Below are 15898 nucleotides of genomic sequence, written 5' to 3'. Positions count from 1 at the left end.
ATACATACTATGGCTATTACTGATGTTCTCGTGCCCCAGCTTTCCGAGTCGGTTTCCGAAGCGACTTTGCTCAACTGGAAGAAGCAGCCAGGTGAAGCGGTCGAAGCCGACGAAATCCTGATCGAGGTCGAGACCGACAAAGTCGTCCTGGAAGTCCCCGCTCCCTCGTCGGGCGTCCTGAAGGAAATCGTGAAGGGTGACGGCAGCATGGTCACTTCGGGCGAAGTCCTGGCGCGCATCGATTCCGAAGGCAAGGCCACTGCCGCCGCGGCGCCCGCCGCTGCCGCCGAAACCGCTCCGGCACCCGCCGCCGCAGCCGCCGGCGCGCCTGCCGCCTCGGCGGTCGCATCGCCCGCCGCCGGCAAGATCCTGGCTGAAAAGGGCGTCGATCCCGCTTCCGTCGAAGGCTCCGGCCGTGGTGGCCGCATCACCAAGGGCGATGCCCTGCAAGCCGGTTCAGCCGCTCCCGCCGCCAAAGCGGCCGCGCCGGTCGCGCCGCCCACCTTGTCGCTGGACGGCCGTCCCGAACAGCGCGTGCCCATGAGCCGCCTGCGTGCCCGTGTGGCCGAGCGTTTGCTGCAATCGCAGTCCGACAACGCCATCCTGACGACTTTCAACGAAGTCAATATGCAGGGCATCCTGGATCTACGTAAAAAATACAAGGATCAGTTCGAGAAAGAACACGGTGTCAAGCTGGGCTTTACGTCCTTCTTCGTCAAGGCCGCGGTTGCCGCGCTCAAGAAGTACCCGGTCGTCAATGCGTCGGTCGACGGCAAGGACATCATCTATCACGGCTACTTTGACATCGGCATTGCCGTAGGCAGCCCGCGCGGCCTGGTCGTACCCATCCTGCGCAATGCCGATCAGCTCTCCATCGCCGACATCGAAAAGCAGATCGCCGATTTCGGTACGCGTGCGCGTGACGGCAAGCTTACCCTTGAAGAGCTGACAGGCGGCACGTTCTCGATTTCCAACGGCGGCGTCTTCGGCTCCATGCTGTCCACGCCCATCATCAATCCTCCGCAGTCGGCCATCCTGGGCATACACGCCACCAAGGACCGCCCGGTTGCCGAGAATGGCCAGGTCGTGATTCGCCCCATGAATTACCTGGCCCTGTCCTACGACCATCGGATCATCGACGGCCGCGAAGCCGTATTGGCTCTGGTGGCCATGAAAGAAGCACTCGAAGATCCCCAACGCCTGCTGCTGGACGTCTAAGCATGCAGGAAAAAGCCTGAACAAGCCCCGGAAGCGATCCAGCCGCGCTGGAACCGCTGGCCGGGGTTTTTTAAGCGCTTTTCATCGTGGAAGCGGGCGCTAGATTGTGTCGCCTCCTTCCGGCTCGCGAGCTCTGCCGAGCTTGCTTCAACACTATCCAGATCGAGAAAGAACATGGCTAAACAATTCGACGTCGTCGTTATCGGTGCGGGCCCCGGCGGCTACATCGCCGCTATCCGCGCTGCGCAACTGGGCATGACCGTTGCCTGCATAGATGCCTGGTCCACCACTGACGGAAAGCCCGCGCCTGGCGGTACCTGCACCAATGTGGGCTGCATTCCGTCCAAGGCCTTGCTGCAGTCGTCCGAACATTTCGAGCAGGTCAACCATCACTTTGCCGAGCACGGCATCCAGGTCAAGGGCGTAGAGCTGAAGCTGGACACTCTGGTGGGCCGCAAGAACACCGTCGTCAAGCAGAACAACGAAGGCATTCTTTACCTTTTCAAGAAGAACAAGGTCACCTTCTTTCATGGCACCGGCTCGTTCGTGGCTCATGTGGACGGCGGCTGGTCGATCAAGGTGGCGGGCAAGGCCGAAGAAGACCTTGTCGCCAAGCATGTCGTCATCGCCACCGGTTCGTCGCCGCGCGCGCTTCCCGGCCTGCCGTTCGACGAAGACCAGATCCTGTCCAATGATGGCGCGCTGCGTATTCCCGCTGTGCCCAAGAAGCTGGGCGTCATCGGCGCCGGCGTCATCGGACTGGAGCTGGGCAGCGTATGGCGCCGCCTGGGCGCGGAAGTCACCATACTGGAAGCCATGCCCGATTTCCTGGCTGTCGCCGACCAGCAGGTTGCCAAAGAGGCCCAGAAAGCCTTCGCCAAGCAAGGCCTGGCGATTCATACGGGCGTCAAGATCGGCGAGGTGAAGTCCGCCGCCAAGTCGGTGACCGTGCCGTATACCGATGCATCGGGCGCCGAGCAAAAGCTGGTCGTCGACCGGCTTATCGTCTCCATCGGCCGCGTGCCGAATGTGGACGGCCTGGGCGTGGATACGGTCGGACTCAAGCGCGATGAACGCGGCTTCGTGGTGGTCGACGACGATTGCAAGACCAACCTGCCCAATGTTTGGGCGGTGGGCGACGTCGTTCGCGGCCCGATGCTGGCGCACAAGGCCGAAGAAGAAGGCGTGGCCGTGGCCGAACGCATCGCCGGGCAGCACGGCCATGTGAACTTCGGAACCATTCCTTCAGTCATCTACACTTCGCCCGAGATCGCCTGGGTGGGCAAGAACGAGCAGCAGCTCAAGACCGAAGGCCGCGAATACAAGGCCGGAAGCTTCCCGTTCATGGCCAATGGCCGTGCCCGGGCGCTGGGCGACACCACCGGTTTCGTCAAGGTCCTGGCCGATGCCAAGACCGATGAAGTCCTGGGCGTTCACATTATCGGACCCATGGCTTCCGAGCTGATCTCCGAAGCCGTCACCATCATGGAATTCCGCGGCGCCGCGGAAGACATCGCACGCATCTGCCATGCGCATCCGACTTTGTCGGAAGCCATGAAGGAAGCGGCGCTGGCGGTCGACAAACGCACGCTCAACTTCTGATCCCGGTCGGCATGCATTGACCTTGCAAGGGGCGGGCGGACGGCTCGCCTCTTTTTTGCCGCCGGGCCGCCCCAAGGCAAAAAGCGCCCCCTTGGGGGGCAGCAAGCCGAAGGCGCAGCGTGGGGGCCATTTTTTGTTGTGTTGTAGTGAAGAGTCTTGGTTTATGAATGTACGCGAGTATTACGAACATGCTTTGCAAGAGCGCGGCTATCGGTCCGATGAGGCCCAGTTGGCGGCCATCGACCGCTTGCAGGCGTATTTCGACGACTGGCTGGAATTCAAGCAAGCTCGTTCTTCCACCTTGCGAAAGATTTTCCGGCGGCCCGATGTTCCCCGGGGAATCTACATGTGGGGCGGGGTGGGGCGCGGCAAAAGCTTCCTGATGGATGCCTTCTATCTTACGGTTCCGGTCAAGCGCAAGACCCGCGTGCATTTTCATGAATTCATGCGCGGAGTGCATCGCGAACTGGGCAATGTGCGCGGCCAGCAGGATCCGCTGGACGAGGTGGCGCGGCGCATTGCCAAGCGCTATCGCCTGATCTGCTTCGACGAATTCCATGTGTCGGACGTGGCCGACGCGATGATACTGTATCGCCTGCTGTTGCGCTTGTTCGAGTACGGAACGTCTTTCGTCATGACGTCCAATTACGAACCGTCAACGCTGTATCCGGATGGCCTGCACCGGGATCGCATATTGCCGGCGATCAAGCTCATACAGGAAAGAATGGACATCGTGAACGTCGATGTGGGTACGGATTATCGCCGGCGCGCGCTGGAGCAGGTGCGCATGTACCTGACACCCATAAACGCGGAAACTCGCCAGGAACTTCAGGACAACTTTGATCGCCTGCTTGATACCGCGCCGATGAAGCCGGTGCTGGTGGTCGAGAATCGCGAGATCAAACCCATTGCACTGGGGGGCAGCATCGTATGGTTCGATTTCGCCACGCTGTGCGGCGGTCCCCGCTCGCAAAACGATTATCTGGATCTGGCCAGCCGTTTCCAGACGGTGATTCTGTCGGATGTGCCGCGCATGAGCCCGCGCCAAGCGTCCGAGGCGCGCCGCTTTACCTGGCTGATCGATGTGTTTTACGATCACAAGGTCAAGCTGATCATGTCGGCCGAATGCGAGGCGGAAGAGCTCTACACCGATGGCCCGATGTCCAACGAATTCCATCGCACCGTATCGCGCATCATGGAGATGCAGTCGCGCGAATACCTTGACGCCGAGCGGCGCGAGGCCGTGACCCTCTGATACCCATCGGTCCCGGCAGCATGGCGGGGCCGCGCTTATCCGTTTTTATTTGAAGCCATCTATGAATACTCGTGTATTGACCGGCATTACGACCTCCGGAACGCCGCACCTGGGCAATTATGCCGGGGCGATCCGTCCATCCATCCAGGCCAGCGTCCTGCCCGGCGTCGATGCCTTCTATTTCATGGCCGACTATCACGCGCTTATAAAATGCGACGACCCGCAACGCATTGCGCGGTCGCGGCTGGAGATCGCCGCAACCTGGATCGCCGCCGGCCTGGATCCCGAAAGAGTCACGTTTTATCGGCAGTCGGATATTCCCGAGATACCCGAGCTGTGCTGGATGTTGACCTGCGTGACGGCCAAGGGCCTGATGAACCGCGCACACGCCTACAAGGCTTCGGTCGACCAGAATGTGGCCCGGCAGGCCGAGCCCGACGACGGCATCACCATGGGCCTGTTTTCCTATCCCGTCCTGATGGCCGCCGACATCCTGATGTTCAATGCGAACAAGGTGCCGGTGGGGCGCGATCAAATACAGCATCTGGAAATGACGCGCGATATCGCGCAGCGATTCAACCACCTGTATGGCAACGGCACTGACTTCTTCGTCTTGCCCGAAGTCCAGATCGATGACGAAGTGGCCACCCTGCCGGGGCTGGACGGACGCAAGATGTCCAAGAGCTATGACAACACCATTCCCTTGTTCGAGGGCGGCACCAAAGGCTTGCGCTCGGCGGTGATGCGCATCGTTACCGATTCGCGCCAGCCCGGCGAAGCCAAGGATGCCGAAAACTCGCATCTCTATACCTTGTACCGTGCCTTTGCCTTGCCAGCCGAGTCCGCTGCTTTCCGGCAGGAGCTCGAAGGCGGCCTGGGCTGGGGCGATGCCAAGCAGCGTTTGTACGAACGTATCGAGCAGGACCTTGCACCCATGCGTGAAGTCTATGCGGAATTGATGTCCAGGCCCGATCGCATCGAAGATATTCTGCAAGCGGGGGCCGCCAAGGCGCGGCGTTTGTCGCAGCCTTTGATGGCGGCCTTGCGCGAGGCGGTCGGCTTGCGGGCATCGGCCACCGCCGCGCCCGCGTCGCCAGCGTCGGTGAAAAAGGCGGCCGGCAAGCGGGCCCGCTTCGTCAGTTTCCGCGACGAGGGCGGTCAATTCCGTTTCCGCCTGCTGGCAAGCGATGGCCAGGAGCTGTTCCTGTCCGACGGCTTCGACAATCCCAAGGCGGCCGGCGCCGTCATCAAGGGATTGCAGGATGCGCCGCTTGACAGCGTAATCGCCCAAGAGGGAAAAGAGGCGGCGATGTATTTGGACGGTGCAATCGTGGGGCGCTTCGACGCCGCACGCCTGGAGCAGGTCCGGGAAGCCCTGGCCGAACTGGCCCGGGACCGGGACTAGATCAAAGCGACTTTGTTTATTCGCAGAGCTCGGCCCGCAGGCCGAGCCCTTTGCATAGCGCCAGAATGTCTGCCGCCTGTTCGCGGTATACCAAAATGACCTGGAAGTCGTTGGTGTAGCTTTCGCCGAAACCGATCAAGCGGTACTTGCCGTGATGCTCCTGCAATTGCCGGTCGACCCATCGGTAGAAATCCGAGATCGTTTCGAAGTCATTGTCGTCGTAGGGATAGTCGGGCAGGGCGGGCTGTTCGAACGCGTCGACGATTTGTTCGTACAGCTCATCGACGGTGTCCGCCACGGCGAAATAGTCTTCAAGTTCCACGAAAATGATGAAGGCCATGACGCCGCCCGGATCGTATTCGGCGACTTTGGCGGCATCGGCCCCGTAGTTTTCGTGCAAGGTTTCGGCGGGCCGGTCTTTGGCCTGGACGCAGATATTGACGATGCGGCTGGTCTCGTGCTCGTCAAGATCGCCGCAGCTTAGCATGCCGATCAGCTCGCCAAGGCGCTCGGCAAGCTTGTCGTGGTCGATGATGGAAGTCATGGCCGTCCTATCTTTTCAACTTGGCGAATGCGGCGGCCATGGCCCCTTGGCCCGCGGGTTCGGGAGCGCGTGACGGCGGATGGCGCTTGGCGTTGCCGTTGCCGCCCGGCGCGCCTCGCCGTTCACCGCTGCCGCGCCGGTCGTCGCCGCCCCCGCGGCGCACAGGCGCGCCATCGTCATCCAGGCGCATGGTCAGGCCGATGCGTTTGCGCGCAACGTCCACTTCCTGGACCTTGACTTTTACCGTCTGGCCCACCCGTACGACGTCGCGGGGGTCCTTCACGAAGGTTTCCGACAAGGCGGATATGTGGACCAGCCCATCCTGATGCACGCCCACATCGACAAAGGCGCCGAAATTGGCCACATTGGTGACCACGCCTTCCAGTATCATGCCCGGATGCAGGTCATTGATGGTATTGATGCCTTCCTTGAATTGCGCCGTCTTGAATTCGGGGCGCGGGTCGCGGCCGGGCTTCTCGATTTCCTGGAAAATATCTTTTACCGTGGGCAAGCCGAAGCGTTCGTCCGTGAATTCGGACGGCGAGACGCCTTTCAGGGCGCCGGGCTGGCCCATGATGCTGTTGGCCTCCGTCTTGATTTTTTCCAGTATGCGCTTGACCACCGGGTAGGCTTCCGGGTGGACGGCCGAGGCGTCCAGCGGATTGTCACCGTTGGGAATGCGCAGGAAGCCGGCGGCTTGTTCGAACGCCTTGTCGCCGAAGCGCGGCACCTTCAGCAGGGTCTTCCGGTTGGGGAAGGCGCCGTTCTCGTTGCGCCAGGTGACGATATTCTTCGCCAGCAGCGAGTTCAGCCCCGAGACGCGGGTCAGCAGCGGCGCCGAGGCGGTGTTGACATCCACGCCCACGGCGTTCACGCAGTCTTCGATGACCGCATCCAGCGAACGGGCCAGCTCGCGCTGATTGACGTCATGCTGGTACTGGCCCACGCCTATGGCCTTGGGCTCAATCTTGACCAGTTCGGCCAGGGGGTCCTGCAAGCGGCGCGCAATGGAAACCGCCCCGCGCAGGCTGACGTCCAGGTCGGGGAATTCATGCGCGGCCAGTTCGGATGCGGAATAGACCGATGCGCCGGCTTCCGACACCATGACGCGCGTAAGCTTCAGATCTGGAAATTTCTCCAGCATGTCGATGACCAGCTTTTCGGTCTCACGCGAGGCGGTGCCGTTGCCGATGGCGACCAGCTCGATCTTGTGCTTGGCGACCAGCGCAGCCAGGGTGTTGATGCTGCCTTCACGGTCGCGGCGCGGCTCGAAAGGGTAGACCGTGGCGGTGCCCAGCACTTTGCCGGTGGCATCGATGGCGGCGACCTTGACGCCGGTGCGTATGCCGGGATCCAGGCCCAGCACCGATTTAGGGCCGGCGGGAGCCGCCAGCAGCAGGTCTTTAAGGTTGGCGGCGAAAACGCGTATGGCTTCTTGCTCGGCGGTTTCGCGCAGGCGGCCGATAAGTTCCGATTCGAAGGCGGTAAGCAGCTTCACGCGCCATGTCCAGCGGCACACTTCACCCAGCCAGCGTCCCCGGGGGGCGGCATCCATGCTGAAGTCGGCGCCCATACGCAGGAAGTCCGCAATCCGCAGCACGCAAGGATGTGGCGTCTGGGCTTCCAACTCGGCCTCCAGGCCCAGGCGGATATCCAGGGCGCCTTGCTGGCGGCCGCGCAGCAGGGCCAGCACACGGTGGGAAGGCAGCGAGCGCAGGGTTTCGCTGAAGTCGAACCAGTCGCGGAAATTGTCGCCTTCGTTCTCCTTGCCTTCGACGACCTTGGAATACAACAAACCGGTATTCCACAAGTGTTCACGCATATTCGCCAGCAGATCGGCATCTTCGGCGTAGCGCTCGGCCAGTATGTCGCGCGCGCCATCCAGCGCGGCTTTCGTGTCGTTGATCGAGGCTTCGGTATTCAGGTAGCCTTCGGCCAGCAAGACGGGATCGCAATTCTTGTCCGCCAGGATCGCATCGGCCAGCGGTTCCAGGCCCGCCTCGCGGGCGATCTGGGCGCGCGTGCGCCGCTTGGGCTTATAGGGCGCATACAAGTCTTCCAGCCGCTGCTTGGTATCGGCCGAGCTGATCTCCTGCTGCAGCTCGGGCGTCAGCTTGCCCTGCTGATGCACCGATTCCAGGATGGCCGCGCGGCGCGATTCCAGCTCGCGCACATAAAGCAGCCTGACCTCCAGATTGCGCAGCACCGTGTCGTCCAGGCCGCCGGTTGCTTCCTTCCTGTACCGGGCGATGAAGGGAACCGTGGCACCGCCGTCCAGCAATTCGACCGTGGCGGCGACCTGCGCGGCGCGTACGTTCAGCTCATTGGCGAGCAAAGCGACAATACGGGCGGGGTCCGCTGCGTCCTGAAAGGAATCGGATTTTGCGTGAACAGAGGTATCGGTCATTGGTCCATCTATAAATCGAGAATAACGCGGCGCATTTTGCCACAACGGCAGCCTCGCCGGAAAAATAGACGGGTATCATCACGTCTGGATTCTCCGGGGAGTGCATACTTTACCCTTTTTGCCGCGAACGATCCGCCGGCCATATTCCTAATTTACCTTTTGATGCTTTTGCAAGAACTTTCCGATATTTTTTCTTCCGACGGCCCGATAGCGAAGGCCGTGCCGGACTATCGCCCGCGCCAGGCGCAGCTGGAGCTTGCGCAAGCCATCGAGGAAGCCTTGCAGACCCATTCGACACTGATAGCCGAGGCCGGCACCGGCACCGGCAAGACCTGGGCCTATCTGGTGCCCGCTTTCCTCAGCGGGTGCAAGGTGCTGGTTTCTACAGGTACGCGCACGCTTCAGGACCAATTGTTCCGGCGCGATTTGCCCCGCCTGCGCCAGGCATTGGCGCTGCCGATTACCGTGGCGCTGCTCAAGGGCCGGGGCAATTATGTGTGCCACTATCATCTGGAGCGTCTGCAGGGCGACGACAGGGCATTGAAATCCCGCGCGGAAATCAGCCAGTTGCGCCATATACAGGTATTTGCGCAGCAGTCGCGCAGCGGCGATCGCAGCGACCTGGCCGAGGTCCCGGAAGACGCCGACATCTGGAACCGGGTTACCTCCACGCGCGAAAACTGCCTGGGCCAGGAATGCCCCCATGTGCGGGATTGTTTTGTCATGAAGGCCAGGCGCCAGGCGCAGGATGCCGACCTGGTGGTGGTCAATCATGCATTGTTCATGGCCGACCTGGCGTTGCGCGAAGAGGGCATCACCGATCTGCTGCCCACCGTCGAGCTGGTGGTTTTCGACGAGGCGCATCAACTGCCGGACATCGCCACGCGTTTTCTGGGCACCAGCGTGTCGTCGCACCAGTTGCTCGACCTGGCGCGTACGGCCGAAGCGGCCGGCCTGGCGTATGCGCGCGAATCCACCAACTGGAGCGAAGCGGGCAAGAAGATCGAGCATGCGGCGCGCCAGTTGCGCCTTGCCGCGGCGCCCATCGAGAAAATGCCCGGGCGCAAAGCCACCTTCCAGGCCATCCCCAACCCCGAAGAGTTCGACGCGGCCCTGTCCGAGCTGCTGGACGTGCTGGACAAAAGCTCGCAACTGCTGTCGGTGGTCAGCGAGAAGCACCCCGATCTGGCGGCTGTCTCCAAGACCTGCCTCGATTTGCGCGCCCGCCTGTATCAATGGAGCCAGCCCGACCGCCAGGGCGGGAACACGCTCAAGCCGCCTCCAAAGGAAGGCGGACAGGCCGCAGGCGAAGACAATGCCGCCGTGCGCTGGGTGGAGCACAGCCTGCACCATATGCGGCTGCACAGCGCGCCCTTGTCGGTGGCGCAGATCTTTTCCCGCTATCGCGGCAAGGAGCAGGCTTGGGTGCTGACGTCCGCCACGCTGTCCGTGCATGGCGATTTCGGCCATTTCCTGCGCCAGCTCGGCCTGTGGGATGCCAAGACATTGCGCTGGGATTCTCCTTTCGATTATCCCGCCCAGGGCGTTCTGTATGTGCCCAAGGCGCTGCCCCTGCCCAGCGACCGCTATTTCAACGAGCGCTTCGTCGATGTGCTGCTGCCGCTGATCCGCGCATCGTCGGGCGGTGTGCTGATTCTTTGCACGACATTGCGCGCGGTGGACCGTATCGCCGAGTTGCTGGAAGAGCGTTTCGAGGACGAGGGCATCGATCGGGTTCTGTTGCGGCAGGGCGAAAGCTCGCGCCGTGCGCTGCTCGAGCGTTTCCGGGCGGCGAGCAATGCCGTGCTGGTCGGCAGCGCCAGCTTTTGGGAAGGCATAGATGTGCCGGGCAATGCCCTGACGCTGGTCGCCATCGACAAGCTGCCTTTTGCTCCGCCCGACGACCCGGTCCTGGAGGCCCGCCTTAATCTATGCCGCAACCAGGGCGGCAACCCTTTCATGGAATATCAACTGCCCGAAGCCGCCATTGCCCTGAAGCAGGGCGCGGGCCGCCTGATACGGTCGGAACAGGATTGGGGCGTGCTGGTGGTGGGCGATACCCGCATCGTGGAAAAGCCCTATGGGAAGCTGCTATGGCGCGGATTGCCGCCATTCTCCCGCACCCGCGAGCCCGAGCAGGTGGTGGCGTTCTTCGAAAAGAAACAGGCGTCCTGAAACGGATCGCCCCGCGCAAACCGGCCAGACAGGCGGCATGCGCGGGGCGATGGGACGGGCGGCGCCCGGTCAGAACCAGTTGATGGGATTCCAGTAGCTGCCGCCCGGCTCATCCAGGCCTTGCTCGTAATATTTGCTGTTGGGGAAGTTTTGATCGAGAACGCGCTTTGCGTCGTCGCGCAGCTCCGTCAGGCCCAGCTTATCGTAGGACAGGTAAATAATGTACAAGGCCTTTTCGGCAATGGGCACGCCCTGAAAGTCGGTGATGACGGTTTGCGCCCGATTGACGGCGGCGACATAGGCGCCGCGTTCATAGTAATACTGGGCAACATGCACTTCGTTCTGGGCAATCGTGCTGACCAGCCAGGTGACGCGTTTCTTGGCGTCGGCGGTATAGCGGCTGTCGGGGTAGCGCTTGATAAGCTCATTGAACGATTCGTACGATTCACGCAAGCCTTTGGGATCGCGTTCGCTGGGGTCCTGGCGCGTAAACTTGGTGAACGAGGCGCTGGGAGGCGTGAACGTGATCAACCCCTTCAGGTACAGCATGTAGTCGGTGCCGGGATGGTTGGGGTACTGCTGCTGGAAACGATCGATGGCGGCAAGGGCCTGCTCGGGCTCGTCGTCTTTCCAGTTTACGTATGCCTGATCGATGAGCGATTGCTGCGCATAGCCGCCGAAGGGGTAGCGCGCCTCGACGGCTTCCAGGCGGGTGCGCGCGTCTTTCCAGTTGCCGGCGCTTATTTCCGTGCGGGCATCCTGGTACAGGCGCTCGGCGCTCCATCCCGCCGTGGGGTCCGTCTCGCCCTTGATGGATCCGCATCCGGCGATCAGCACAACGGCAATGAGGGCGAGGGCGGCGTGACTTAACCGCGCGAAGCCGGAAAATCGAGATTGATTGAGGTCGATACGAGTCACAAAAGCATCCTTGGTGTTAGCATTGCACGCTGATTATATGATTTGTCGCCATGCCTGACACAGATATCGCCAAAGAAAGTTTTTCTTCGGCCGCGCCGCTTGAGTTCCATATTCCCTTTACGGCGCTGCCGGAGCGCCTGGACAAAGTCCTGGCCCGGCTGGTGCCGGATCATTCCCGCAGTCGGCTGCAAGGCTGGATAGAGGCCGGACATGTGCTGGTGAATGGCCAGCCTGGGCGCATAAAGCAGATGGCCAACCCGGGCGACACGCTGCTGGTCTATGAGCAGGCGGCTCCCGAGTCGCAGGCCTTTACGCCCCAGGATGTCGACTTCACGGTGGTTGATGAAAGTCCCGACTGGATCGTCGTCTACAAGCCCGCCGGTCTGGTGACCCATCCGGGGGCGGGCAACTGGCAGGGCACCTTGCTGAACGGGCTGCTTTACCGCTATCCGGAACTGGCCCGCGTGGCGCGCGCGGGCATCGTCCATAGGCTGGACAAGGATACTTCCGGCTTGCTGGTGGTGGCCCGGCACGAAAAGTCCCAGACGCACTTGATCCGCCAATTGCAGGCGCGCAGCGTCAGCCGCGAATACATTGCGCTGGTTCATGGCCGCCTGACCCGGCCGGGCGCCGTCAAGCTGAGTATCGGCCGGGACCCGCGCGTACCGGTGCGCATGGCCGTCGACAACCCCATTGCCCCCAAGCCGGCCATCACGCATTACGCGCCGCTGCGCGTGGGCCAGGCCGCTGCGGGCGAGGGCGCCACAGTGACCGAGGTCGCCTGCAAGCTGGAGACCGGCCGCACGCATCAGATCCGGGTGCACATGATGAGCTTGCGCCATCCGCTGGTGGGCGATGTGCTGTATGGCGGCAAGCCCGTTGGCAGCGCCCAGCGGCAACTCTTGCATGCGCAAGCCCTTGCCTTCGATGATATTTCCAGCGGCGAACGCCTGTCTTTCCAGGCGCCCCTGGCCGAGGATTTTCAGCGCGTGCTGGATGAAATCGATTGGGAGGAATGAACATGGACAGCGCGTTGCCGACCGTCACCGGCTTGCCATGGAAGGGCGTTAAGTACTTCAGCACGACACGCCAAGGCGGCGTCAGTGCCGGCCCATGGTCTTCCTTGAATCTTGGCCTGCACACCGATGACGACGGCGCGCATGTGGCGGCGAACCGGCAGCGGCTCGGCGCCATGGCGCCGTCGGAGCCCTTGTGGCTGAAACAGGTGCATGGGGCGGATGTGTTCGATGCGGACGGGATGCCGGAAACCGTGCAGGGCCGGGCGATGCCAGGGCCTCCGCCCGCCGCCGATGCCGCCGTCACGGCCACCGCGGGCAGGGTGCTGGCCATCATGACGGCCGATTGCCTGCCGGTGGTGTTGGCAAGCGCCGATGCCTGCGTCCTTGGCGTGGCGCACGCGGGCTGGCGAGGCCTGGCCAATGGCGTGCTGGAGAACACCCTGGGAGCCATGCGCCGGCGGGCGCCCGAGGGTGCCCGGTGGCGGGCCTGGATAGGCCCCGCCATCAGCCAGCGCCATTTTGAAGTGGGCCGCGACGTATATGAAGCGTTTGCCGGCGCCGACCCTGGGGCCGCTGTCTTTTTCGCTGAAAAAGGAGACGGGAAATGGCTGGCCGATTTGCCCGGGATCGCACGGTATCGGCTGCATAATGCCGGCGTGGCCAATATAGAGCTAAGCGGGCAATGTACATTCGGTCAGGCCGATATGTATTATTCCTTTCGCCGCGCATCGACCACCGGCCGTTTGGCCACCTTGGCCTGGCTGGAGCCCGCCGACCCTCCCGGACAGGTGGGTAGCGACTTACCCTGATTGACACGCTTTTAAATGACATCCAACATGGGGTCAAAGCGTCGATAAGTGTAAGGTGTCTTAAAGTGAGAGCTCCGTCGTCATCCTCATGGCCAGTTCCGGTCAGCATTGCTCCGGATAAGATCGGAGCAATTCAGGCAGAGTTCTCCCGCGAATGGCTGCGCATTGCGGCCAGTGCCCAGCAGGGATCGCTTGAACCGCCGGCCGATCGCCGCTTCAGCAAACCGGCCTGGGCGTCCAGTCCCGCGTCCCTGTTTTCCGCGCACGCCTACTTGCTGTCGGCCAAAGCCATGAACCAGATGGTCGAGGCCGCCGAAGTTCCCGAAGCCGTGCGCAGCCGATTGCGGTTTTCGCTCATGCAATGGCTCGAGGCCGCATCGCCTTCCAATTTTCTGGCCAGCAATCCTGACGCGCAGCAAATGCTCCTTCAAACCCAGGGCCAGTCCTTGGGCAATGGCGTGCGCAACCTGCTTGGCGATCTGCGGAAAGGGCGTCTTACCCAATCCGACGAATCGCGCTTCGAATTGGGCCGGGACCTGGGTGTCACGCCGGGCGAGGTCGTTTTCCAGAATTCGCTCATGCAGGTGATCCAGTATGCGCCGCAAACCGCGAAGGTCCACAAAAGGCCCTTGCTGATGGTGCCGCCGTGCATCAACAAATTCTACATACTCGACCTGCAACCCGAAAACTCCTTTGTCAGGCATGCCGTCCAGGAAGGCTTTACGGTTTTTCTGGTGTCCTGGCGCAATCCCCTGGACTCCGATGCCGACGGTATCGATACCGCCACGTGGGGCGACTACCTTCGTCATGGCGTGCTCCAGGCCATCGATGTCGCGCGTGCCGTTTCCGGACAAGATCAAATCAACACGCTGGGTTTTTGCGTGGGCGGCACTTTATTGGCCTCGGCGCTTGCGCTGGCGCGGGCGCAGGGAGATGATCCGGCCGCCAGCCTGACCTTGCTCACCACCTTGCTCGACTTCGATGAAACCGGCGTGCTTGATGTCTTCGTCGATGAAGCCCATGCCCAGGCGCGCGAACACCAACTGGGCAACCGCGGGCTGATGACCGCCCGCGAACTGGGTACGACGTTTTCCTTTCTGCGCCCCGGCGAACTCGTCTGGCACTACGTCGTAAGCAACTACCTCAAGGGCGAGGCGCCTCCCGCGTTTGACCTGCTGTACTGGAATGCCGACGGCACCAACCTTCCAGGACCGTTTTTCGCCTGGTATTTCCGCAATACCTATCTCGAGAATAATCTGAAGACGCCAGGGCGCATACAGGTCGACGGCCATGGCCTGGACCTGGGCACGCTCGGCATGCCAGCGTATATATACGGTTCCCGCGACGATCATATCGTTCCCTGGCATGCGGCTTACGCCACAACCCGATTGCTGCGCGGACCCATGCGCTTCGTGCTCGGCGCTTCAGGGCATATTGCCGGTGTCATCAATCCGCCACCCAAAAAACGCCGCAGCTACTGGAACCATCAGGATGACTATCCGCCTTCCGGCATGCCCGGCGATCCGGCAAGCTGGCTCGATGCGGCTACCGAGCATCCGGGCAGTTGGTGGAATGACTGGACGAAATGGCTTGCCTCGCATTCAGGAGCCCAGGTTCGCGCGCGCCCAGAGTTGGGCAATGCGAAGTACCGGCCCCTGGAACCGGCGCCCGGAAGCTATGTAAAGGTGCGCGCGTTTTGACCGTCGTCGCGGCGACGGCTGGCGCGCCCCGATGGCGGTCCGCGATAAAACGCTATTCGGTTGTGGTGCCGCGGGGGCATCTGGAATTAAGAGGAGATCGTCATGAGTGAAAAACTGGCTTACGTAACAGGCGGCATGGGCGGCATAGGAACGTCCATATGCCAGCGCCTGGCAAAAGAAGGCTATACCGTCGTGGCCGGCTGCGGCCCCAGCCGCAACTTCAAGCAATGGCTCGACGAGCAGTCGGCGCTCGGCTATTCCTTTCATGCGTCGGTCGGAAATGTCTCCGACTGGGACTCAACGGTGGACGCGTTCCGCGTGGTTCGCGAGAAGCTGGGCCCTGTCGATGTGCTGGTCAACAATGCAGGCATTACCCGCGACGGCCTGTTCCGTAAAATGAGCCAGGAAGATTGGCGGGCGGTCATCGATACCAACCTGAACAGCCTGTTCAACGTGACCAAGCAAGTCATCGAGGGCATGGTCGACAGGCAATGGGGCCGCATCATCAACATCAGTTCGGTCAACGGCCAAAAGGGCCAGTTCGGCCAAACCAACTACTCCACCGCGAAGGCGGGCATACACGGCTTCACCATGGCGCTGGCGCAGGAAGTGGCCAGCAAGGGCGTCACGGTCAACACGATCTCGCCCGGTTATATAGGCACCGACATGGTGCGCGCCATACGTCCCGACGTGCTCGAGAAAATCGTGGCGACCATTCCTGTCAAGCGTCTGGGAACGCCTGAAGAAATAGGATCAATCGTGGCCTGGCTGGCGTCGGATGAATCAGGGTTTGCCACCGGCGCCGATTTCTCACTGAATGGCGGGCTGCATATGGGCTAAGTCCCA

General features: G+C 61.9%; 13 protein-coding genes. 9 read left to right on the top strand and 4 right to left on the bottom strand.

The features are described 5' to 3' along the window. Positions 1-9 precede the first annotated feature (9 nt). Positions 10-1218: a 2-oxoglutarate dehydrogenase complex dihydrolipoyllysine-residue succinyltransferase gene (gene odhB / locus V0R37_RS00480; protein WP_420372616.1), complete on the top strand. Its 1209-nt coding sequence runs from the start codon at positions 10-12 to the stop codon at positions 1216-1218. Here the strand turns inward: odhB and V0R37_RS00475 are convergent. Next, on the bottom strand, positions 1215-1394 hold the full coding sequence (locus V0R37_RS00475) for a hypothetical protein (protein WP_420372615.1): 180 nt from the start codon (positions 1392-1394) through the stop codon (positions 1215-1217). The two genes, odhB and V0R37_RS00475, sit on opposite strands and share 4 nt — an antisense overlap. Here V0R37_RS00475 and lpdA point away from each other — a divergent pair. From lpdA to V0R37_RS00460, 3 genes are all read left to right on the top strand, one after another. Further along, entirely contained in the window at positions 1393-2820 is a 1428-nt protein-coding gene (gene lpdA / locus V0R37_RS00470; protein WP_420372614.1) for a dihydrolipoyl dehydrogenase, read from the top strand. The two genes, V0R37_RS00475 and lpdA, sit on opposite strands and share 2 nt — an antisense overlap. Positions 2821-2983: 163 nt before the next feature. Then, positions 2984-4075: a cell division protein ZapE gene (gene zapE / locus V0R37_RS00465; protein WP_420372613.1), complete on the top strand. Its 1092-nt coding sequence runs from the start codon at positions 2984-2986 to the stop codon at positions 4073-4075. A gap of 61 nt (positions 4076-4136) precedes the next feature. Continuing rightward, entirely contained in the window at positions 4137-5480 is a 1344-nt protein-coding gene (locus V0R37_RS00460; protein WP_420372612.1) for a tryptophan--tRNA ligase, read from the top strand. 16 nt (positions 5481-5496) lie between these two features. Here the strand turns inward: V0R37_RS00460 and V0R37_RS00455 are convergent, their stop codons facing one another. Both V0R37_RS00455 and V0R37_RS00450 read right to left on the bottom strand, forming a co-directional pair. After that, positions 5497-6024, bottom strand: coding sequence for a hypothetical protein (locus tag V0R37_RS00455; RefSeq protein WP_420372611.1), 528 nt, complete (start codon positions 6022-6024; stop codon positions 5497-5499). A 7-nt stretch (positions 6025-6031) separates the two neighbouring features. Continuing rightward, entirely contained in the window at positions 6032-8431 is a 2400-nt protein-coding gene (locus tag V0R37_RS00450; RefSeq protein WP_420372610.1) for a Tex family protein, read from the bottom strand. Positions 8432-8593: 162 nt separating this feature from the next. Here V0R37_RS00450 and yoaA point away from each other — a divergent pair, with 162 nt between their 5' ends. Beyond that, a complete protein-coding gene (gene yoaA / locus V0R37_RS00445) occupies positions 8594-10606 on the top strand; it encodes a DNA repair helicase YoaA (protein ID WP_420373112.1) in 2013 nt (670 codons plus the stop codon). Between the two features lie 69 nt (positions 10607-10675). Here the strand turns inward: yoaA and V0R37_RS00440 are convergent, their stop codons facing one another. After that, positions 10676-11515: an outer membrane protein assembly factor BamD gene (locus tag V0R37_RS00440; RefSeq protein ID WP_420373111.1), complete on the bottom strand. Its 840-nt coding sequence runs from the start codon at positions 11513-11515 to the stop codon at positions 10676-10678. Positions 11516-11574: 59 nt separating this feature from the next. Here V0R37_RS00440 and V0R37_RS00435 point away from each other — a divergent pair, with 59 nt between their 5' ends. The 4 genes from V0R37_RS00435 (at position 11575) to phbB (ending at position 15892) form a co-directional block, all read left to right on the top strand. After that, a complete protein-coding gene (locus V0R37_RS00435) occupies positions 11575-12543 on the top strand; it encodes an RluA family pseudouridine synthase (RefSeq protein WP_420372609.1) in 969 nt (322 codons plus the stop codon). A 2-nt stretch (positions 12544-12545) separates the two neighbouring features. Continuing rightward, complete coding sequence (gene pgeF / locus V0R37_RS00430) at positions 12546-13352, top strand: peptidoglycan editing factor PgeF (protein WP_420372608.1); 807 nt, start codon at positions 12546-12548, stop codon at positions 13350-13352. A 65-nt stretch (positions 13353-13417) separates the two neighbouring features. Beyond that, on the top strand, positions 13418-15052 hold the full coding sequence (gene phaC, locus V0R37_RS00425; protein ID WP_420372607.1) for a class I poly(R)-hydroxyalkanoic acid synthase: 1635 nt from the start codon (positions 13418-13420) through the stop codon (positions 15050-15052). Positions 15053-15154: 102 nt separating this feature from the next. Further along, positions 15155-15892, top strand: coding sequence for an acetoacetyl-CoA reductase (gene phbB / locus V0R37_RS00420; protein ID WP_420372606.1), 738 nt, complete (start codon positions 15155-15157; stop codon positions 15890-15892). Positions 15893-15898 lie beyond the last annotated feature (6 nt).

Origin of the sequence: Pollutimonas rozaliensis (assembly GCF_048751585.1) — a bacterium.
In the GTDB taxonomy this organism is placed as follows: Bacteria; Pseudomonadota; Gammaproteobacteria; order Burkholderiales; family Burkholderiaceae_B.
This window is presented reverse-complemented; position numbering and strand designations above follow the sequence as displayed.